Raw genomic sequence first — 19151 nt, 5'->3', positions numbered from 1 at the left:
ACATGTCCGGCGGGTCGGTGTGGTCGGCGCTGGCACAATGGGTGCTGGCATTGCGGTGTGCCTGCTCAATTCCGGGCTCGCCGTGCGTCTTGTCGAGCAGGACGAACCGGCGCTGGCCAAGGGCATAGAACGGGTCGAGCAAACGCTTGCAGCCGATGTGGCGAGCGGGCGCATTGATCCCAAGGAAAGCGCCAGTCGGCGCGCAGCGCTTGGGGGCAGTGTTGAGCTGACCGACCTGGGCGATTGCGATGTTATCATCGAAGCCGCCTTTGAGGACCTTGCCGTCAAGCAGAACCTGTTTGCGCGGCTGGATGCCGTGGCGCGCCCCGACGCAATCCTTGCCACAAATACGTCCTATCTCGACATGGCGGCTATTGCCCGGGCGACAGGCCGCCCTGCTTCCGTGCTCGGGCTCCATTTTTTCAGCCCTGCCAATGTGATGAAACTGCTTGAGGTCGTCCGCACGCCGCTCACCTCGGACGAGGCACTGGTTACCGGACTCAAGCTTGCCCGGCAGATGGGCAAGATTGCGATTGTCTCGGGCCTCGGCGAAGGTTTTATCGGCAACCGCATCTTCTCGGCCTACCGGCAGCAATGCGAGTTCATGGTCGATGAGGGAGCAGCGCCCGAAGAAGTGGATGCGGCTCTGGTGGAGTTCGGCTTTGCCATGGGCCCCTTCGCCGTAGCCGATCTATCGGGACTTGATATTGCGTGGCGGACGCGTCAGCGGCTGTCTGCGACGCGCGATCCACGCCAGCGATATGTCACCATTGCCGACCGGTTATGCGAGGCAGGCCGGCTGGGCCGCAAGGCTGGGGCGGGCTGGTATCGCTATGACGAGCAGGGACGACGCGTTGTCGATCCGGCAGTGGCAGCCATCATCAGCGCCAGTGCCAGCGTGCGGCCGCCCCGGACCTTTGACGCGGCGGAAATCCAGAAACGCGCTTTGGCGGCGATGGTCAACGAGGCGCAGCTCGTGGTGCAAGACGGGGTCGCACAGCGGCCGGGGGACGTCGATGTTGCCCTGGTGCATGGCTATGGATTTCCGGCTTGGGAAGGCGGGCCATTGTTCTGGCATTCAAGGCAGGATCCGGGCGTGTACGCCAAAGCACTGGGCCAGGTGGAAGCTGCGACGGGCCATGGCTTTCGCCGCGCCGACTAACGCAATTTGACGTCGAAACGAACCACGTCTCCCCGGTAGACGCCCTCTGCAACCAGTACTGTCGTGCCGGTCTGATCGACGGCGCGGCGATAGACAAGGGCGACAGGCGCATTGATGGCAATGTCGAGCGCCTTCGCCATATCCATGTCCGCGCTGCGGATGGTGAGCGTCTGCTGAGCATCGACAATCTCGACCCCGGGCACGTCCGTGACCAACCGCAGGGCAGTCTTGGTTTCGAGGTCATTGCGCGTGATGCGATCGGACAGGCGCTCATCGATATAGAGCTCGGTGAGCAGGAACGGCGATCCTTCGCGCCAGTGCCGCCGGTTGAGATGGCGATAGAGGGGCGCGGTCTTGCCGATCATATAGGGAAGGCCGGGTAGCTGGCGGTTCCGCTGGTCGCTGAGGATCTCGATCCGGGCATCGTGGCTTGGCCGCAGGAGGCCGGACCAGTCAGTCGCCACGGCGCACCAGAGCTCTTCCTGCGGACGGCTGCGCACGAAGGTGCCCTTGGCCCTGAAGCGCTCGATCAGGTTTTCATTTTCGAGCTGGTCGAGAGCCTGGCGGATGGTGGCCCGCGCCACGCCGCATTCCACGGCCAGTTCATCAACGGTCGGGATTTGGCTTCCGACAGCCCATTGGCCGGACTCGATGCGGCGCTTGAACAGGGTCGCCAACTGGATGTAGCGCGCAACGGCGCTTTTACCGAAATCGACTGTGCCAGAGGTCGGCTTGATATGCACTGAACTGCTCATGGTTGCGTCTGGACCCCCTCAATCTAGGTGATCAGCAGATGGGTTACAACCAATAGACTGGTTTTAGAACTTTAAGGGTTGCAGCGCGGCCTGTAGGCAGCGCCGCAACCGCGCCCTATTTCCAGCCTCGTATCAGTCGAGGCTACTCTTCCTTGAACGCTTGCTCGCGACCCTTGCGGATCGCCGGCAGGGTTACTGCGGCGATGGTGACAATCGCTATCACCAGCAGACCGGCGGAGATCGGGCGCTCGATGAAAATGGCCGGCTCCCCGCGCGATACCAGCATGGCCCGCCGGATATTCTCTTCCAGCATGGGGCCCACAACAAAACCGAGCAGCAGCGGCGCCGGTTCGCAGTCAAGCTTGACCAGCACGTAGCCGATGGCCGCGAAGATCGCCATCAAGATTACATCGAAGGCGGCGTTATTGACGCTAAACACGCCTATCGAGCAGAAGACGACAATGACAGGGAACAGGAAGTGATATGGCACGCTGAGCAACTTCACCCATATGCCAACCAGAGGCAGGTTCAGCACGACCAGCATCAGGTTGCCCAACCACATAGAGACGATCAGCCCCCAAAACAACACGGGCTGCTCGGTCACCACATTTGGACCGGGCGTGATGCCCTGGATGATCAGTGCACCAATCATCAGCGCCATGACGGGATTGGATGGGATGCCCAGGGTCAGCATGGGAATGAACGACGTCTGTGCGCCGGCATTGTTGGCGCTTTCCGGCCCGGCAACGCCAGCCAGCGCGCCCTTGCCGAAGGTCTCGGGATGCCGCGACAGCTTCTTTTCAAGGGCATAGGCGGCAAAGGACGACAGCATCGCTCCGCCCCCCGGCAAAATGCCGAACAGCGACCCGAGCGCGGTACCCCGCAGGATTGGCGCGAACATCTCACGAAAATCCGCCCGGCTGGGAAAGAGGTTCTTGAGCTTGGTGGACAGCACCGAACGTGTGCTTTCATCCTCCAGATTGCGGATCACCTCGGCGATGCCGAACATTCCCATCACAATGGCAATGAACTCGAAGCCGTCGATCAGTTCAACCATGCCCAGGGTAAACCGCTGGGCGCCTGTGTAGATATCCTGACCGCCCAGGCCCAGCAGCAGACCGATGATCATCATGGCGAAGGCCTTGAGCAGCGATCCGGACGCCAGAGCAATCGAGGCGATCAGCCCCAGCACCATGAGGGACGTATATTCGGCGGGGCCGAATGTCAGCGCGACGGCGGCCAGCGGGGGCGCGAACAGTGCGAGTAGTATCGTTGCTACGGTCCCGGCGAAAAAGGAGCCGATGGCCGCGGTGGCCAAGGCCACCCCAGCGCGGCCGTTCCGCGCCATCTGGTAGCCATCGACGGCGGTGACCACCGAGGAGCTTTCGCCCGGCAAGTTGATCAGGATCGCGGTGGTCGAGCCGCCATATTGCGCACCGTAGTAGATGCCGGACAGCATGATGAGCGAGCCGACCGGCGGCAGTCCGAAGGTGATGGGCAGCAGCATGGCAATGGTAGCCACGGTGCCGATACCGGGCAGCACGCCGATGAGGGTGCCGAGCAGGACACCGGAAAAGCAGTAGAACAGGTTGTCGAGGGAAAAGGCGGCGGACAGCCCGATCGAAAGGTTGCTCAAAAGGTCCATGCTCATGGCTCAATATCCTCCCAGCCAAGGGCCGATCATGCTGAGTGGCAAGCCAAGTCCCCATATGAACGCTGCCCAGCAGAAAATGGCGACACCGCCGGCGAGAAGAACACTTGGGAGCGGCTGCGCGCGCGTACTGCCAAGGCAGGTCACCAGCACCACCACGAAAACAGTTGGTACGAGGCCGGCGCCGCGGACACAGAAGGCAAAGATCAGCAGCGCCGCGATGACCGCGACGAGCCCGCGCAGCGGGATTTTGGATACCGGGCCAACGCCCCGGATCACGCCGCGCACCAGTATTGCAACGCCGAAGGCGAGCAGCAGCAGGGACAATGCGGTCGGCAGATAGCCCGGTCCCATGGATCGGGCTGATCCCATCGAGAGGTTGAGCGACTGAACGGTGAACCACACGCCTACGCCGGCAAATATGGCACCGGACAGCACGTCCTTATCCTGCAACTTGCTCCATGCGCTCATGAGACGTTCTTTCGCGATTCAAGCCGGCGGACAAAGGCATCGATGGCCTCAGCAACTTCAGCTGGTTGTTCAGGCAGGAGCGCGTGTCCCGCATTTTCGATGGTGATATTTGTCACCCTGGCGCCAAGTTCTGTTCGCAGTTCCATGGCCTCGGACGCAGGGGCAATCGCGTCCTCAGCGGCCTGGACGTCAAGGATTGGCACCACTCCACCGGCGTGCCACCAGTGCGAGCGGTCACTGCGGGCCGCAGCGGCCCGTTGTCCGGCGGCCATCGACGGATGCCAGCCATGAAGCCAGGCACCAGCGTCGTTCCCCGGCGCGAAATAGGCGCGCTGCAAGTGCTGCAGTCGCTCGCTATCGCCGAGCGCGGGATTAAAACTGCCATCGATCGATGGCTTAATGTCGGTGGGTATCACCTGCCGAGCAGCGGCCAGCAGCACAACGGCCGCAACGCGCTCGGGGCTCAATACCGCTGCCATGCGGGCAACCCAATTGCCGAATGCATGCCCGATGACAACCAGGCCACTGCCATCCTGCGGCGCGGCGTCAAGCAGGTGTTGTCCAAGGGTTTCAAGAGTTGCGTCTGCCAGGTTGTCGCTCACGTCCATGCCAAAGGGCTCGGGCGTGAGGACGGTATAGCCGAGCATTCGCAGATTGGCGGCGAGGACCGAGAAGTCTTCGGCGCCCCGGCCAAGCGAGGGCGCGAGAAGCAGGGATAGACCCTGCTTCGTCGCTGTCGTGACGTTGGACACAGTGCTATTCTTCCGCAATGCCAGCAGAGTTGATAACGTCGCCAAAGTACGCGAAATCAACCGCGAGACTATCTGCGAATGCGCGTGGGTCCAGGAAGTCGGGATCCACGCCAACAGAACTCAGCCGCTCAATGAAAGCCGGATCGTTATAAAGACCGCTGATTTCAATGCTCAGCATCTCGATGATGTCGGCTGGCGTGTCCTTGGGAGCAAAGAGACCGGTCCAACCGGCACTGCGCAGCTCGGTGAAACCTTCCTCGACCATGGTGGGGACATCCGGCAATCCGGGAATGCGCGCATTGCCGAAGACGGCGAGGCCGCGCAGGGCGCCGCTTTCCGCCTGCGAAATCACCACGGTGTCGATCATCATCTGCACAGTGCCCGAAAGCAGTCCGTTCAGCGCTGGGCCGGCCCCACCATAGGGAATGTGCTGGACATCAACGCCTGCTGCCGACTTGAAGATTTCCGTCAGGATCTGCGGGGTCGATCCGTTGCCTGACGAGGAGTAGTTCAGCATGCCGGGATTTGCCTTGGCGTATGCGATGAACTCTTTCATGTTTTGAGCAGGCACCGAGGGATGCACGGCCAGCAAGCGGGTCGAGTCCGCGATCTTTGCCACCGGCACCAGATCGGCATTGGGATCGAAGTCGAGTTCGCGCAGGTGCGGCACGACGGAGAAAATGCTGTTTGCACCAAGGAGCAGCGTATAGCCATCGGCCTCGGCGCGAGCCACCTGCCCCGCACCGATGGCGCCCGATGCACCGCCCTGATTGTCGACGACGATGGTCGCACCGGTCGTTTTGGTAAGAGCCTCGCTCAGCACTCGGGCGACCGCGTCAGCAGTGCCGCCAGCAGGATAAGCCACGACCAGCCGGATGGGCTTGTCCGGGTATTCCTGTGCCTGGATCACACTCGATGTCATCAGCGTCGACAGCGCCAAAAAGCTTCCGACAGTGACAAGTTTCCTTAAAGTCATGCTGTTCCTCCCAGCTAAAACATAATAAGCTACTTTTATGACCTATATGCGGTTCCGTGATAGGCGTCTAGCCGCTTCCGGGAGAAAATTCGGGGTATCGGTTGGGTAGTTGTGGCCCACGACCTCGAAGACGTACCGCCGATGCACAAGCTGATGAGACCGCGTTCGACGCGCTCTACAAAGCAGCCGGCGTTTCGCAGGCCAACATGTTCGACGAAAATAGCGATTGGATCGGCGGGCAAGCGCAAGGTCGCGGGTGCCAAGAGCCCGTCGGGCGAAGGGCGACATGAGTCGAGGGACGAGAGCGCCGTTGGCACGCGCCGGTAGTAAACCCAGCTATGCCCGTCGACGTTTCAGATAGCGGTCGAGATCATTCAGCTTGCGCAATTGCCCCCAGGTCGGGCAAGAATATTGCCAGAAAACATAGCGTTTTCAAACTGGTAGTTAGAATGACGTCTGGGAAAATGGAGCGGGTAGCGGGAATCGAACCCGCATATTCAGCTTGGAAGGCTGCTGCTCTACCACTGAGCTATACCCGCCCGGTCGGTGACCGATGACAAGCCATTAGCTTGACAGCGCGTCGCCCGCAACCCCTCCGATGCGCCGCAACGGGCGGTTTGCTACTGCTTGAGCAACAGGTCGCGCGCTTCATTGATCTTGGAGGCCAGATAGCTCGAGCCGCCAAGGTCGGGATGAACGCCCTTCATCAGTTCGCGATGGGCGGCACGAATCTCGTCTTTGGTGGCGCCGGGCTGCAGGCCGAGCACCTCATAGGCCTCCGCCAGCGCGTCGGCGGGCGCTTTCGGCCCCGGTGCCTCGTCAGACGCCGCTTCGGCGAAATACTCGCGCCAACCGCTCCGATTGGCATCCAGCCAGCTTTCCAGCAGGCTGAGACTGTCGGGGTCCCAATCCACCTCGGCCAGCAGGGCCCGCGTATCTGCTTCGCCCAGATCGATCAGATCGACCCCCTTGAACTGGCCGTCCAGCACCCGGCCCTGCACCGCGCCGGTGTCGTGGTCCAGCGCCATGGCGAAGTAACGGCTTTTGACTTTGGAGGCATTGCCCCCGTCCAGGGTCGCGTCCTCGAAGGAGAACGGTCCCAGCCGCCCGCTACGGATTACCGAAAAAGCCACCGCGCCGACAAATATGGCAATATCGAAGCGCCGCGCCAGCAACAGCAGCACGGCAATCAGCCCGGCAACACCACCGACCGCCCAGCGCAGGCCGAGCATCATCTGGCGGCGCTCAAACCGGCGCAGATATTGATAGGCCGCCAGTGCCCCCAGCAGTCCCGCCGCGCCGATAAAAAAATAGGTCAATGGGGCAACTGCGCCAGAAGCGCCTGCGCCTGGCCGCTGCCCTGCAGCTTCAGCAGGTCTTTGCCGCCGCTGGCATAGGCCGCCACGGCCTTGAGCAGTGCTGCCAGCTCCTGCGGCGCCGACGCGTCGAACCGGGCATAGGCGCCCTTGGTCAGCCGCGCGAATTCACGGAACCCCGCCTCGACCCTAGTGTCTCGCCCCTCCTGGAACACGAACATCGGACACCCCAGCAGGCCGAGCTGTCCGGCCTTGGCGGCCAAATCATCGAAATTTTCTTCGATGGCGTCGCCGACATAGACCACTGCATTGATCCTGCGCTTGGCGTGTTCGCTGCGCGCGTGGGCAAACACCTTGGAAATCTGGGTATTGCCGCCCTGGCAGGCAATGCCGGTCATCAGCTTGGCTAGCGCATTGGCGTCGACCACCCATTTTGATGCCCGGCATTCGCCAAAGCCCCGGAAATACAGCAATTGCACCTGCAACCCGCTATCCTTGGGAATGGCCCGGAACATCTCGGCCTGCAGCGACACCGCCAGATCCCAGGTCGGCTGACGGCTCATCGTGGCGTCCAGCGCGAACAGCAGCCGGCCATCATGGGCCCCCATGGGGCGCGCCATCGCGCCGACCTTCCTGGTGAAGGCGGCGACGTCGGCGCTGACCCTACCCTGCCCGGGCACGCCCGTCTTGTTTCGCACTATAGCGTCTTTTTCTACCATGGCCTCAATATGTGGCCCCGGCCGCCTGCCCGCAAGCCCGGTGACGCCGCGCACGCAGAGGTGACCGGGCTTGCTGACCTATCCAGGGCGTCGATGCAAGGGTTCGCGCGCCTCGCCCTCATCGGGCGTGGGCCCCACCAGACGCGCCGCCAACCGGTTTTTTGCGACCTTTGTGGATCGGGAGTTGACACTGTGTCATCAGACCACCATAAACCGCCCCGACGACACGCTTTGGCGTAGCGTCGTCCTACCCGAGCGACGTTGTAGTGGAGGGGTGGGAGAGTGGTTAAATCCATCAGACTGTAAATCTGACCGCTTAGCGTACACTGGTTCGAATCCAGTCCCCTCCACCAACCGCCCCGCACCATCCATGCACAAAGCCTGCAAGTTGCCGTCAGCGGTCAGCACGCCGCTTGCTGGCATGCTGCAAAAGCGCTAGGCAAATGCCATGAGCTTCAATAAATTTCCGCCCAAGGCGCGCTACAATCCCGATGAGGGCCCGGTCTATCTTTACGGCATGCACACCGTGCGCGCCGCATTGGATAATCCCAACCGCATCAAGAAGGTGCTGCTGGCCACCCCCAACGCGCTGAACCGACTGAAAGAATCAGGCGAAATCGGCAAGGTTCCGGTCAAGGAAACCACGCCCAAAGAGCTCGACAGGCTGCTCGGCGAGGATGCCGTGCATCAGGGCGCCGCGCTGGAGGTTGATCCCGTCAGCCGTTTCGGGCTCGACGACATCCACCCGCTGCAGTTGGTGGTTGTGCTCGATCACATCACCGACCCGCACAATGTCGGCGCGATACTGCGCACCGCCTGCGCCTTCGGCGCCGACGCCGTCATCACCACCGCCCGGCACTCGCCGCGCGAGACCGGCGTGATGGCCAAATCGGCCTCCGGGGCACTGGATCTGGTGCCGATGATCGAGGTGCGAAATCTTGGCGATGCGCTCGAAAAACTCAAGGGCCGCGGCATGTTGGTGCTCGGCTTTGATTCTGAGTCAGAACTTCAGCTCAAGCCACGCACCGATAACCGGCCGATGGCCATCGTGATGGGTGCCGAGGGCAAGGGCCTGCGCCAGCGCACCCGCGAGCTGTGCGACGAAGTGGTCAAGCTGGATATGCCCGGCCCGATCAAATCGCTGAACGTTTCAAATGCCGCCGCCATCGCGCTGTTTGCGGCCACTGCCGGACGCGCCTGATGACGTCATTTGCTCCCTTTGCCATAGCGTTGCGGCTGTCAGGCGTCACCCTGCGGCCACCCGCACAGGAGGGCACGCTGAGTGCCCTGTCGGACGCCGACAAGCAGCAGCTTGAGCTCGATGGCGCCCTCAAGCAATTGACCAGCCGCTTTGAGCCCGAGGACGCCGAGGGCAGCTTTTATGCCCAGGTGGACGTGCCGGTGACCAATCCGGTGCGGGCCCTGCTGGAGCTGGCCGAACAGTCCGGCCCGGCCATTACCGCCATGCTGGACGATCGCCGCATCGGCAAGGCCGTGCTCGATCTGGCCTTTGACTATCCCGAACATGGCGAGGCGATGTCGACCCGCCTGCCAGCCCATGTCGTGGCCGCCATTGCCGGCTGTGGCATTGATATCGAAGTGTCGGTCTACCTGACCGATGTCGAGGATGACGAAGAAGTCTAGAATACGCGGCTGTTGTTGCGAGCGATACAGATTTTCCAAAATCATGCTCGCCCAAAACTCATACCTCAACCATTTCCGGCACTTAGGGTCCATTTTGTTATTTGTGTCGAAATCGGACCTTCCAGACCAAAAGCCATATTGGTAGCCGCTTCGGGTTGGGGGACTGCGTTATTTCACTCAGAACTGCGCGGGGAGTGGTCTCGGCGAAGCAGCGTGCTCGAAGAGTCTTGAGTATGCCGAGCGGTAACCCCAGCGATCACAACTGCGCAGACCATTTATTGCTGTGTTCGGTATCAGGTATTCGCTACCAGCGCCCACGATGGATTTGGGTCTGGAGCTCGGATTGCAGGTAGCGGACGCACGAAATCAGCCAAGACCTGATCTCGCCGCAACTTTCGGGATCGGTCGCATGCATGTCGTGGGGGCCGTCCTGCCCGGTCCACTCCTTCTGGGCCCATCGGGCCGATGTGGCGAGATGAATGCTGGCCCATGCGGGATCGATGCGTTCAAGGCGGGATTGGGAGGGGAACGCTATAGTGCCTAAGAGCTCGTCCTCTGCACCTAATTCCCGAGCGAGCATTGCCAGCTCGTCATCCGAGTCCGCAACGACATCGTCCACCAGTTGGAGCGGAGCGGTACCGAGCGTCTCCAAACCGGAAAGATGCCAGTGCGGGTGAGCGGCGCCTTTACCCTGGAAAACGACCTTCTGGTCCTTGCCGTTTCCGACCACTTCGCCACCCGCCCACTCGGCTCGCAAGACTTGGTATTTGTTGCTTCCGGGGGAACCGGCATAGACAGTAATCGACGACGAGTGAAATTGCCTGCGACTCTTTCCTTGGCCGGACTGCGGGTCTTTCCAACTCTCGTACCAGGCGAGCCAGTAGTTTTGTGGCTGGTCAGAGACCACATCCAGGAACGGTACTAAATGTACACGTTGCCCGTCGTAGCGGATCGTGGTCTCCGCGGCGCCATTGCCCAATCTTAGCTGGACGCGATCCTCGGAGAGGCGCTCGATGTCATAGAACGCTCCATTCTCCGGGAGAATTCGTCTGAAGTCGGCACGAATATTTTGCCAGTGTGCTGCGACGTCACTTTGCCTGCAGATCAGGACGGTCATGCCCGAAAGCCATATAGAGTCCGCGTCAGGAATTCGGCTTGCGCGCGAGGCGAATATGGCAAGCCGCGCCGATGGATGCTTTCGCCGATGGCGATCAGATCGCGAAGAACTTGATCATCGCCATCCGCTTGGTGGGCTCGCGCGATCAGGTCAGGCAGTGGCACCCTCGTCACATAACGCCGACTTAAATTGAACTGACCACCTCCGACGACAGGACAGAACTCGGCCAAAATCTTCTGGAACACATCGGTGTTGAGCATGGCCGTATATGCGTGCAGTACCTGGACGGTGGAGGTCCCTTCAGGCAAGGCGGTCCGCCAACTGGGCGTCCACCCGTACCCTTGTACCACCACGTGATTGCGTTCTATGTCGACCGCGAAGGATCCGGCTTGGCCGAAATACGCCGTGACAATCTTCAGCGCAGGCTCTCGGAGCCAGGATCGATCCTCGCCCAGCTCCCACCACCGCTCCGCTTTTCCCCGGCGCTGCTTCAGCTGGTCCTTGAACGTCAATAGGCGCCGGTAGAATTTTGGACATTCCCGCTCGAGATCAAACTCTGACTCGATCGGCGGTAATCCGGCAGTTCGCGAAAAGAAAATGAAAGTGCCCGGCAGGATTTGCCCCCCACGCAGATTGTCGTTCTCCGCGACCGGCCGAAACCAACGGCGCTCATCCTCGGGCAATTCCGCGAACTCGTCCCGACCGACCATGAAAGCGCTGCGTGGCGCCGGCAATGCGCCCTGACGAACGTTGAAGAGGTCGCCAACCGTGCTCGGGGAAGATCCTGAGAAACGACTGAGCTCCCGCTGCAGAAATCTTGGCCTTGGACGCCAATCAACGCTCGCCTTGAGCTCAGCGATCGAAAGTCGGTCGATCGACCACCGCTCCTGTTCGGCGCCGCCGACTCCCAACCGGTTGGATCGACGGAGGAACCGCAGTGCCTGCGAGGTCGCATCCCGTTTCTCACCCACCCAGAGGCTGTTGTAGACCCCGTCTTTGCCAGCGTCCGCTTTTTTCAGAACAAGCGCTCCGATCTCGACGGTAGCCATCCGGAACAAGCCCACTTCGCCGAACCCCGCGATGAAGGAAACCGTCGCCTTATCGAGAAGGTGATCGCGCCAATCCTTGCCCTGAGTCATGCTGAGGACGCCGGCAGGCAGAAGGCTTGCGACCACACCGCCGCTATTGACCGAGCTCAGAGCACGCTCGACGAATGCCATCGACATGTCAGGTCGTCCCTTGTCGAATTCTCCGAGCACGGACCTCACAGCGTCGCGTTGCTTGTCACTAAGAGATCTCAACGACACGAACGGAGGGTTCATGATCGTTATATCGCTTGCCGGCCATTGCTGGTCGTCCAGTGCGTCGCGTTGGACGATGTCAAACGACACGACCTTCAACTCGGGCCAATCAAGACATGTGGCCGCGAGAAAAAAACGGCTCATGCGTACGGCATTGTGAGAAACGTCAATGCCATGGAGCCGTATCCGTCCCGCATATCGGCGGTCTCGCAAGATACGCAACAGCTCGTGCAGGATCGATGACGATCCGCAGGCTGGATCGAGGATCGTGATCTCGTCACCGAGAGGACCATAAGAATGCAGCGCCTGCTCGGCCAATGCCCTTGCAAGACCTGGCGGCGTATAATGTACGCCATTGGCGGGGCTTCCCTTGAGGGACGCTGCATCGGGCACGCCGAAGATATCGAACCTACCAGTGGACAGCGTTTCGAGGTGAGCTTCCTGAAATACCATTGCGCCCGCATGTCGAAGAAGCAGGCTGGGTATTGTGACGAGCTCCAGCGACCTGGGAAACAATGGCCTGCGGAATCCGTCAAACAGATGGGCGACAAAGTCGGCGCTCAAGCCCGCCAGGTATGCTGGCGTCCTTGCGTCGAGCATGAACCTTTGCGAAAGTTGTTCCGATTTCTCAAAGACGTCGCTGTCGTTGCCCGAGATCATTGCTGACATCAGCAACAGGTAGACAGACAATGCCTGCTCGCCCCGATCTTCGGGAAAATGCGATCGCAGCCGACGGAAGGCGTCGACTGCGTGATCGGTAACAGTCAGTGATACACTCGATTGTTCCTGGACCAGGACCTCATAGAAGCGGTCAAGCTGTTTATCGACGGCGGAGCGACGGAAGGCCACCGGCTCCGTGCGGTCCCAACGATGAACCAGGACCTCGTCGTCGCTGGCACAAACGTGGTGAAGAACGCCGCAGGACCACGCCCAATTTCTAGGCTCTGGATCACGGTCGAGCTTAGGCAAGCCAGTAAAGCCGAAGCTGCCGTTGACACCGTCCAGGAAGACAAAGTGATCTCCCTCGCGATGCGCTTCCTGAGCGAACATCGGGGTGGGTGCCAAGCCCAATTTTGCAGCCCAGTCTACAAGCATCTTCAAGACTCAATGATCGCGGTTGCGTCATTCGTAAACCGGATTGCGCCACAAGTACATAGCCGCGTCAAATGATCGGCCGCCGTCCTCGATAATTGCGGAGCGGAACTTCACCTTCTTCCGTTTCAAAGCCTCGACGACGGCGGCGAGCGACGACGCGTTGATCGCATCCTGGGCCTTGGATTCCCGGATCAAAGCCACGGTCTGGGCCTCGGCTGCTGAGAGGATAGGACTGCCCATCGAATACCGACAAAGTCTTGGCATTACGGCATAACCGGTCCAAGTTATAATCCGCACCCCCGGGTCAGTTCCTGGCGACAATCAACAGCGTGTGCGCGCGGATCTCATCATGGCCTGATGCGGGCAAGCTCCATCAGGGCTGCGGGAAGGCCCGAACATCCGGGTATGCTTCAGGCAAGTTGTAAGAAAATCGACACCATAAAATTACCTACTCGTTCAGCGTTAAAATGCATACACTGGGCGCAGGGGGCACAATGAAGTCGTTCGCACTAGTATTTGGCGTCATACTGTTTGCCGCTTTCCTGCCAGGCAATTGGAGCGTGCGGCTGAACTTTGTAATCGCGCCGACCTTTCAATTTGGGGATCGCAGCTACACCGGCAGTGCCGTCTGGTCACTGGAGGCGAATATCTTCCCGGTGACGCATGCTGGCATCTTTACCAAGACTACTGGTGAAGCCATTCGGCTCCCGATTGAAGGTCGCGCCGTATACATGCTGAAGAGGCGCGAGGCTTATCCTGCAAATACCTATGGTGAGTTCCCTAGACTGTGCGACGGCATCGCCCACAGAGGATATCAAGAGCAGATTTATGCCCTAAAATCTTTGGAGCTGTGTACCGTTGAAGCAAGCGCGGTCAGTAGCATGCCGCCAGCACTTGTCGAATTCCTTGACCCTACCGATCCGAGTTCAATGAGGTTGTTGTCCTATCAAATGGGGCTGAACGCGAACGGACAGTGCCCAAGCGTGTGCCTCCTCGAAATAGCCATATCGAGAACTGAGCTTCCTCTATCCACTGACGTGCTTTCTGAACTTGAATGGGTATCAAGAGCATCGCCCGACAGTGTGGTGACCGAGCTCAGCTTTACCAGCATGGAAAGCCAAGGATCACAAGCATCCCAAAAATTCGTACTACGTCATCAGGATCTTTTCTTTGAGGGGGAATAATTTGTCCATTAGCACGTACGCCTATTTGACAGCACTGACGTATCGCACTGGAATTGACGCCGCAGGCTTGCCCTCAGGTTATACCCGCGTGTCAGGTTTAGAGGCAGGCAACCATAGTTTAGTTTACGAGCAATACACCTCGGGAAACAACATCGTCATAGCGTTCCGCGGAACAGACGAACTCGATGATTTGGTTTCCGGAGCCGGGATTTGGTTCTCGGTGCCTGAACTGGCATTGCAGTTCTACGAGGCGTTCGAAATAGTAAAAGGTATCGTGACGGCAAACCCCAGTATGAATGTAATTTTAACTGGCCACTCACTAGGGGGCGGCATTGCAGGAGCAATAGGAGCAATTATTGGCCTAGAGAGTTATGGATTTAACGCTCTAGAATACGAAGATTTTGTTGCAACAATCTATGATCAATGCACTGCCGCATACAACGCCCTGCCACAAACACCAATTAATGCACTACAATACAATTTTTATGCTCTATCACTTCTTTACGACAATAATCTACCCAACCCGCCAGACTTCAACCTTTCCATTTCCCACCACCTCCAAGGCGACGCTTTAGATTTAGTTGGGGCATCTCCAGCTAACTCACTAGAAGTCAGCTCTCCCTCACAGCTTTTCCCGGTTGACGCGCACGATTCGTATGTACTCGCGTTCTCCTTGAAGATCAGCGAGACCTTCGCCTACCAAGCAGCTTGGGAAGCAGGCGGGGAATTTGTTATTCACAGCCTGTTCGACGGTCTGCTAGCAGAGCAGTTAGGCTTTGCAACGGAGTTGGACTTGAGACGAGCACTTGTTCACGGAGCTCATTCCGACGCAGTCGTGCACAGCGATACAGTCCCGGCGCTCTTTGATGATCTTCAGAACGTGATTGATTGGCAAGCCGGTCTTTCTGACTCAATGGCGACCTGGTTAGGCAAAATAGCTGTGCGTTTTGCCGGCGCTCTGTCTCAAGATCTCTTCTATGTGAATGGCGGAGGGGGCGCTCTCGCAATCGACGCAAACGGCACCCTACGCGTCGATCTCTCCGATGCCACATGGTCCATGTTTGAGCCCGAAGAATTCTCTGAAATACGAGGCCAGATAAACAGCGAATGGATGTCGCCATCTGGGCACCTGTACCCAACATTTGCACACGAAGACCTATTTGGACATCATAACATCTGGACCGACCAATTGGTGTTTGCGCAGCCGAATTCTGGGGGTACCACGGACCTATCGCTGCTCCCTGTAAACGAAAATGGGTACATATTTTACGTGGCGCATGGCAATGATGAACACATCATCGGCTCTGATGCAGGAGAGACAATCTCGTTAGGTGGAAACAGTCCGTTAGTCGTCTCAGGCTCCACTGTGACCACAAGCGCCAATAGCTACCAACTGGTATTTGGCAGTCACCATTCGGACGTATTCAACGTATTGGGAAGTGCGACGATTTTTGCAGGTGCCGGTCATGACGAAATTAATAGTCAGGGCGCGCAGGGCGGTGTGTACAACGGCGCAGAAGGCCACGACATTCTCAATGTAGGCAACCACGGAATTTGGCTAGGCGGAGCAGACGGCGACACATTTAATATAAGCCAATCCACCACTGGAACTAGGATACTTCATGGCGGGTCGGGAAGCGATATATTCAACTTCTCGGTCAACGCAGATGAAACCATTCATATTGTTTTTTTAAGGATCGATGGCCTCAATGACCTAGAGATGCTGGGCGGAGGGCCTATTTTTGAAATGCTGCCAAATTTGTACGCCTCGGCCGCTCCGTATTCGTTCGGTGGTAGTCTAATAATTATAAATCCGGAATCGGATGATATTATCTCTTTGAATGGCAAAGATGTGTCTGGAGTAAACTACGTTGCAGGGCAGCGATACCTTTTTCCCGAACAAGGGTGGGTCGATACATTTGAATTGGATGGTGGTGACTTCGAATACCATTTTCAGGACGCCCCTGACTCTTTGCATGTCGCTAGTTTTGAGGTTGAAGACGCGTTAGGAGGGGGACTTTATTTCAATGGATTCCAAAATGGTGACGCTGGGATACAAATGGAGAATGGCGTTAGCAGTGTGGATTATGAGGGCAACCAAGGGAGCGAGATAATCAATCCCGATTGGTTCAACGTTTCACCTTTAGTGCTTAGTCACCCAAGCGACTGGGAATACGCCTAGTACCTTCTACCATCATCGCCCAGGTTGAGATGCGCGAGTACGCCAAGTCCTGCCTCCTGTGGCGTAGTGTCCGCTCCTGACAAGCATGTTGGAGCTTCTACGGCTCTTTGTGGACTTTCAGGGCGACCAGCCTGATCGGCCTGCTCGATACGCGCGAGGAAATGATTGCGGCCATCAAAGCAGCGATCACCAATGAGAAGGCCTTTCTATTGTCGTTCAAGGCCGGCAAGCCTAACTGGGACTTACTTGGCCTCAGAGGTGTCGAACACGTGCCAGCTGTGCGATAAAAGCAGATTTACCTCGACCACCTTAATCCAGAACGCCGATTGCGACTTGTTGAAAATCTGGCGCATATCTTGGATGACAGATAAAGGTAAGAATTTACTTAGAAAACTCAAGTTAGATCGCTGCCAAAGTCGTAAAGTTGTTGTGAATTTCTTCAATCAGTGCTTTCTTGGCCTTGTAATCTGCATGGGAGGGGACAATGCAGGATGGTGAAACGATCGAAAGCGTCGGCACAACGCGGAAATTGACCGCGATCCGAGATTTCCCCGACATACGCGACCGCTTCTTTGAGCCCCCTCTTATCGAGCTGGCGGCCGACCTCGCAGCGCCACCGGAACTGGTAATATTGGACCAGGGGGCGGAAGGCGCCTGCACAGGCTTCGCCACTGCAGCTGCCCTCAACCTGCTCCGCCAACGCCAGGGCGCCCTGCTCGCGCCCGAGGGCGCGAGTCCCCGCATGATCTACGAAATGGCCAAGCTCCACGATGAGTGGGAAGGCCAAGGATACGAAGGCTCAAGTGTCCGCGGGGCGATCAAGGGCTTCTTCCACAATGGCGTTTGCCGTGAGCAAGACGCCCCATACCTGCCTGGCGATAGCAACTGGGTCCTGTCCGTAGCGCAGGCCAAGCAGGCCCGCCAGATCATCCTGGGGTCGTATTATCGGCTCCGCCCCGTTCTGGTGGACTATCACGCGGCCCTCCAGCAGGCCGGTGCCATTGTCGTCTCCGCAAATATTCACAGCGGCTGGGCAAATCCCAAACGTGGGCATATCCGGCCCTCCACCCGCACACAGGGCGGCCATGCCTTCACGATCGTCGGCTATGATGCGGAAGGGTTCATCATCCAAAACTCATGGGGGCACGCCTGGGGCGGCTTTCTCGAGCAAGCGGGCCTGGCGCACTGGAGCTATCACGACTGGGCCGAGACGGTCGTTGATGCGTGGGTCATGCGTCTGGCCGTTCCAACACCGAATGCCTTTGAGCTGACCCATCGGGTTGCCCGACCTGCCGGAATGGAGTTGCCGCAGGACAAGAAGCACACACCGCGGCGTCAGGATGTCATTGGCCACATCATTCACATCGATGACGGCCATCTAGTGGAAACCGGGCAATACGGCACCCCCATGGCTAGCCTCGAAGAAACAGCCAAACTGCTGCGTCAAGGTGCCGAAGGTGATGAGCGCAAGTACGATCACATCTTGTTTTATGCCCATGGCGGCGTCACTGACGCCAATGCCGCCGCACGAAAGACTGCCGCCATGCGCGATGGCTTCAAGCGCAACGGCATCTATCCAATACACTTTATCTGGGAGACCGGCCTCATCGAGGAGGTCACCGACATTCTGTTCCGCAAGGCCGAAACCCGCGGAGGAAGGATCACCGGCTTCGAAGAGGCGATGGATTTCCTCATCGAGAAACTCTCCGCAGGCATCGGACGTGCACTCTGGCGGGAAATGAAAGCCGACGCACACAGGTCTTTTGCCAGCGGGGCCCAAAGTGCCGCTGCGGTCCGGTCCATCTTGTCCGTCAATGAGGGACTTGCCCGACCACTCAAAATTCATCTGGTGGGTCATAGCGCGGGGTCCAACTTCGTTGGCGAGTTTATTGCTGCCTGGCAAAAGCTAGCCCCTGCATCGAGCAGCATCGACAACTGCTTCGTGCTTGGTGCGGCCTGCACGGTCGCTCAGTATGAGGCACATTTCCGACCGTCACTCGATGGCAGCGACCTCAAGCATTTGACGGTCTACAATCTCTCCGAGGAGCGGGAATGCGCGGATACCGTGGGGCCTTACAGTAAGTCCCTGCTTTACCTTGTGTCCCACGCATTCGAAGAGGCCGCCACCACGCCGTTGCTCGGCATGGAAATCCACGCGACCAAGATCCCGAAGCACAAGCACCAGGACATCCTGCACACATCCGGCAAGGACACACGACGAACCGATGCCAAGAGTCATGGTGGTTACGGCAGTGACCTGACCACGCTCAACGACATCCTGAAGGTCGTCTGCGGAGACAAGTACCGGCCGTCCTTGGCATTTCGCGCAGAGGAACTCGCGTCAGCATAGGCGAACATGGCCCTGATTGCGCAGAGACTCAAGGAGCTCATTGCGGGCCAAGGTCCTGCGTCCTCGCCCAAAAGGCCACTCCGCTGCCACCATACTGAAACGGCAGTGGACCAAGAGCGGCGTGAAATTCGCCAATTGCATCAACATCCGAGCGGGGCAGGTTCAGGTTCGTTAGTGCGAAGCAATTGGCTTCATAGTCGCTCCGCGTCGGTATCGCGAGATGCCCACACTCATGGGCGGATGTGAAACGCCGCATGTACCCGGGAAGACCGAAATATGTTGGCCCATACACGATGACCGGCGTACCATCAGGAAGGTAAGTGGCATGCGCCCAATGCTGAGAGAACCCCTGGGTTTCAACCACCGGTACGATAAAACCCAAATACGCATGTGGGGCGCGGCAAGATACGGAGTCGGGAATACTGCCGAATGATTGAGCGAGCACCGGCGTTCCGGACAAAAATACCCCGAGGACG

At 58.7% G+C, this 19151-nt stretch carries 17 protein-coding genes and 2 tRNA genes; 7 read left to right on the top strand and 12 right to left on the bottom strand.

What is annotated here, in order from left to right:
- A partial coding sequence (locus tag Q8O80_RS02660; RefSeq protein ID WP_305576633.1) for a 3-hydroxyacyl-CoA dehydrogenase occupies positions 1 to 1162 on the top strand: 1162 nt, incomplete at its 5' end.
- On the opposite strand, the gene Q8O80_RS02655 is transcribed toward Q8O80_RS02660, so the two are convergent.
- The 8 genes from Q8O80_RS02655 to Q8O80_RS02620 all read right to left on the bottom strand — a co-directional run bounded on the left by Q8O80_RS02655 (position 1159) and on the right by Q8O80_RS02620 (position 7781).
- Positions 1159 to 1917 carry a GntR family transcriptional regulator gene (locus Q8O80_RS02655; RefSeq protein ID WP_305576631.1) on the bottom strand — a complete coding sequence of 253 codons (759 nt, stop codon included), beginning with the start codon at positions 1915 to 1917 and terminating at the stop codon, positions 1159 to 1161. The genes Q8O80_RS02660 and Q8O80_RS02655 overlap by 4 nt on opposite strands.
- A gap of 142 nt (positions 1918 to 2059) precedes the next feature.
- Complete coding sequence (locus Q8O80_RS02650; RefSeq protein WP_305576637.1) at positions 2060 to 3562, bottom strand: tripartite tricarboxylate transporter permease; 1503 nt, start codon at positions 3560 to 3562, stop codon at positions 2060 to 2062.
- A 9-nt stretch (positions 3563 to 3571) separates the two neighbouring features.
- The gene (locus Q8O80_RS02645) at positions 3572 to 4039 is read right to left on the bottom strand and encodes a tripartite tricarboxylate transporter TctB family protein (RefSeq protein ID WP_305576629.1); all 468 of its coding nucleotides are present in this window, start codon (positions 4037 to 4039) and stop codon (positions 3572 to 3574) included.
- Complete coding sequence (locus tag Q8O80_RS02640) at positions 4036 to 4791, bottom strand: alpha/beta fold hydrolase (RefSeq protein ID WP_305576627.1); 756 nt, start codon at positions 4789 to 4791, stop codon at positions 4036 to 4038. Before Q8O80_RS02640 ends, Q8O80_RS02645 begins: the two co-directional genes overlap by 4 nt.
- 4 nt (positions 4792 to 4795) lie before the next feature.
- On the bottom strand, positions 4796 to 5731 hold the full coding sequence (locus Q8O80_RS02635) for a tripartite tricarboxylate transporter substrate binding protein (RefSeq protein ID WP_305576625.1): 936 nt from the start codon (positions 5729 to 5731) through the stop codon (positions 4796 to 4798).
- A gap of 501 nt (positions 5732 to 6232) precedes the next feature.
- Positions 6233 to 6306 (bottom strand) — tRNA-Gly (locus tag Q8O80_RS02630).
- A gap of 81 nt (positions 6307 to 6387) precedes the next feature.
- The gene (locus tag Q8O80_RS02625; protein ID WP_305576623.1) at positions 6388 to 7086 is read right to left on the bottom strand and encodes a DnaJ domain-containing protein; all 699 of its coding nucleotides are present in this window, start codon (positions 7084 to 7086) and stop codon (positions 6388 to 6390) included.
- Positions 7083 to 7781, bottom strand: a complete 699-nt coding sequence (locus tag Q8O80_RS02620) for a VWA domain-containing protein (RefSeq protein ID WP_305576621.1) — start codon at positions 7779 to 7781, stop codon at positions 7083 to 7085. The genes Q8O80_RS02625 and Q8O80_RS02620 overlap by 4 nt, the downstream gene beginning before the upstream one ends.
- A gap of 289 nt (positions 7782 to 8070) precedes the next feature.
- Between Q8O80_RS02620 and Q8O80_RS02615 the strand changes: the two genes are divergently transcribed.
- The 3 genes from Q8O80_RS02615 to Q8O80_RS02605 all read left to right on the top strand — a co-directional run bounded on the left by Q8O80_RS02615 (position 8071) and on the right by Q8O80_RS02605 (position 9446).
- Positions 8071 to 8155: transfer RNA gene (locus Q8O80_RS02615), tRNA-Tyr, on the top strand.
- Between the two features lie 95 nt (positions 8156 to 8250).
- Positions 8251 to 9003 carry a 23S rRNA (guanosine(2251)-2'-O)-methyltransferase RlmB gene (gene rlmB, locus Q8O80_RS02610; protein WP_305576619.1) on the top strand — a complete coding sequence of 251 codons (753 nt, stop codon included), beginning with the start codon at positions 8251 to 8253 and terminating at the stop codon, positions 9001 to 9003.
- Entirely contained in the window at positions 9003 to 9446 is a 444-nt protein-coding gene (locus Q8O80_RS02605; protein ID WP_305576617.1) for a hypothetical protein, read from the top strand. The genes rlmB and Q8O80_RS02605 overlap by 1 nt, the downstream gene beginning before the upstream one ends.
- A 304-nt stretch (positions 9447 to 9750) precedes the next feature.
- Here the strand turns inward: Q8O80_RS02605 and Q8O80_RS02600 are convergent, their stop codons facing one another.
- The 3 genes from Q8O80_RS02600 to Q8O80_RS02590 are packed head-to-tail and all read right to left on the bottom strand — an operon-like array spanning position 9751 to position 13199.
- Positions 9751 to 10563 carry a hypothetical protein gene (locus Q8O80_RS02600; protein WP_305576615.1) on the bottom strand — a complete coding sequence of 271 codons (813 nt, stop codon included), beginning with the start codon at positions 10561 to 10563 and terminating at the stop codon, positions 9751 to 9753.
- On the bottom strand, positions 10560 to 12959 hold the full coding sequence (locus tag Q8O80_RS02595; RefSeq protein WP_305576635.1) for a class I SAM-dependent DNA methyltransferase: 2400 nt from the start codon (positions 12957 to 12959) through the stop codon (positions 10560 to 10562). The genes Q8O80_RS02600 and Q8O80_RS02595 overlap by 4 nt, the downstream gene beginning before the upstream one ends.
- 27 nt (positions 12960 to 12986) lie before the next feature.
- Entirely contained in the window at positions 12987 to 13199 is a 213-nt protein-coding gene (locus tag Q8O80_RS02590; protein ID WP_305576613.1) for a hypothetical protein, read from the bottom strand.
- A gap of 254 nt (positions 13200 to 13453) precedes the next feature.
- Between Q8O80_RS02590 and Q8O80_RS02585 the strand changes: the two genes are divergently transcribed.
- The 3 genes from Q8O80_RS02585 (at position 13454) to Q8O80_RS02575 (ending at position 18675) form a co-directional block, all read left to right on the top strand.
- Positions 13454 to 14143, top strand: a complete 690-nt coding sequence (locus Q8O80_RS02585) for a hypothetical protein (RefSeq protein ID WP_305576611.1) — start codon at positions 13454 to 13456, stop codon at positions 14141 to 14143.
- Position 14144: 1 nt separating this feature from the next.
- Positions 14145 to 16325: a hypothetical protein gene (locus Q8O80_RS02580; protein WP_305576609.1), complete on the top strand. Its 2181-nt coding sequence runs from the start codon at positions 14145 to 14147 to the stop codon at positions 16323 to 16325.
- Positions 16326 to 16809: 484 nt separating this feature from the next.
- Complete coding sequence (locus tag Q8O80_RS02575) at positions 16810 to 18675, top strand: C1 family peptidase (RefSeq protein ID WP_305576607.1); 1866 nt, start codon at positions 16810 to 16812, stop codon at positions 18673 to 18675.
- Between the two features lie 37 nt (positions 18676 to 18712).
- On the opposite strand, the gene Q8O80_RS02570 is transcribed toward Q8O80_RS02575, so the two are convergent.
- The coding region (locus Q8O80_RS02570; protein WP_305576605.1) for a hypothetical protein at positions 18713 to 19151 on the bottom strand (439 nt) is incomplete at its 5' end.

Source organism: Devosia sp. (assembly GCF_030689745.1).
In the GTDB taxonomy this organism is placed as follows: Bacteria; Pseudomonadota; Alphaproteobacteria; order Rhizobiales; family Devosiaceae; genus Devosia; species Devosia alba.
The sequence above is the reverse complement of the archived record's forward strand: the minus strand, read 5'-3'. Positions and strand labels throughout refer to the sequence as shown.

Bases quoted from the DNA above. Each gene is read 5' to 3' on its own strand.
- Q8O80_RS02645 (WP_305576629.1), bottom strand. From the start codon at position 4,039: ATGAGCGCATGGAGCAAGTTGCAGGATAAGGACGTGCTGTCCGGTGCC.
- Q8O80_RS02575 (WP_305576607.1), top strand. From the start codon at position 16,810: ATGCAGGATGGTGAAACGATCGAAAGCGTCGGCACAACGCGGAAATTG.
- Q8O80_RS02590 (WP_305576613.1), bottom strand. From the start codon at position 13,199: ATGGGCAGTCCTATCCTCTCAGCAGCCGAGGCCCAGACCGTGGCTTTG.
- Q8O80_RS02650 (WP_305576637.1), bottom strand. From the start codon at position 3,562: ATGGACCTTTTGAGCAACCTTTCGATCGGGCTGTCCGCCGCCTTTTCC.
- rlmB (WP_305576619.1), top strand. From the start codon at position 8,251: ATGAGCTTCAATAAATTTCCGCCCAAGGCGCGCTACAATCCCGATGAG.
- Q8O80_RS02605 (WP_305576617.1), top strand. From the start codon at position 9,003: ATGACGTCATTTGCTCCCTTTGCCATAGCGTTGCGGCTGTCAGGCGTC.
- Q8O80_RS02595 (WP_305576635.1), bottom strand. From the start codon at position 12,959: ATGCTTGTAGACTGGGCTGCAAAATTGGGCTTGGCACCCACCCCGATG.
- Q8O80_RS02585 (WP_305576611.1), top strand. From the start codon at position 13,454: ATGAAGTCGTTCGCACTAGTATTTGGCGTCATACTGTTTGCCGCTTTC.
- Q8O80_RS02600 (WP_305576615.1), bottom strand. From the start codon at position 10,563: ATGACCGTCCTGATCTGCAGGCAAAGTGACGTCGCAGCACACTGGCAA.
- Q8O80_RS02655 (WP_305576631.1), bottom strand. From the start codon at position 1,917: ATGAGCAGTTCAGTGCATATCAAGCCGACCTCTGGCACAGTCGATTTC.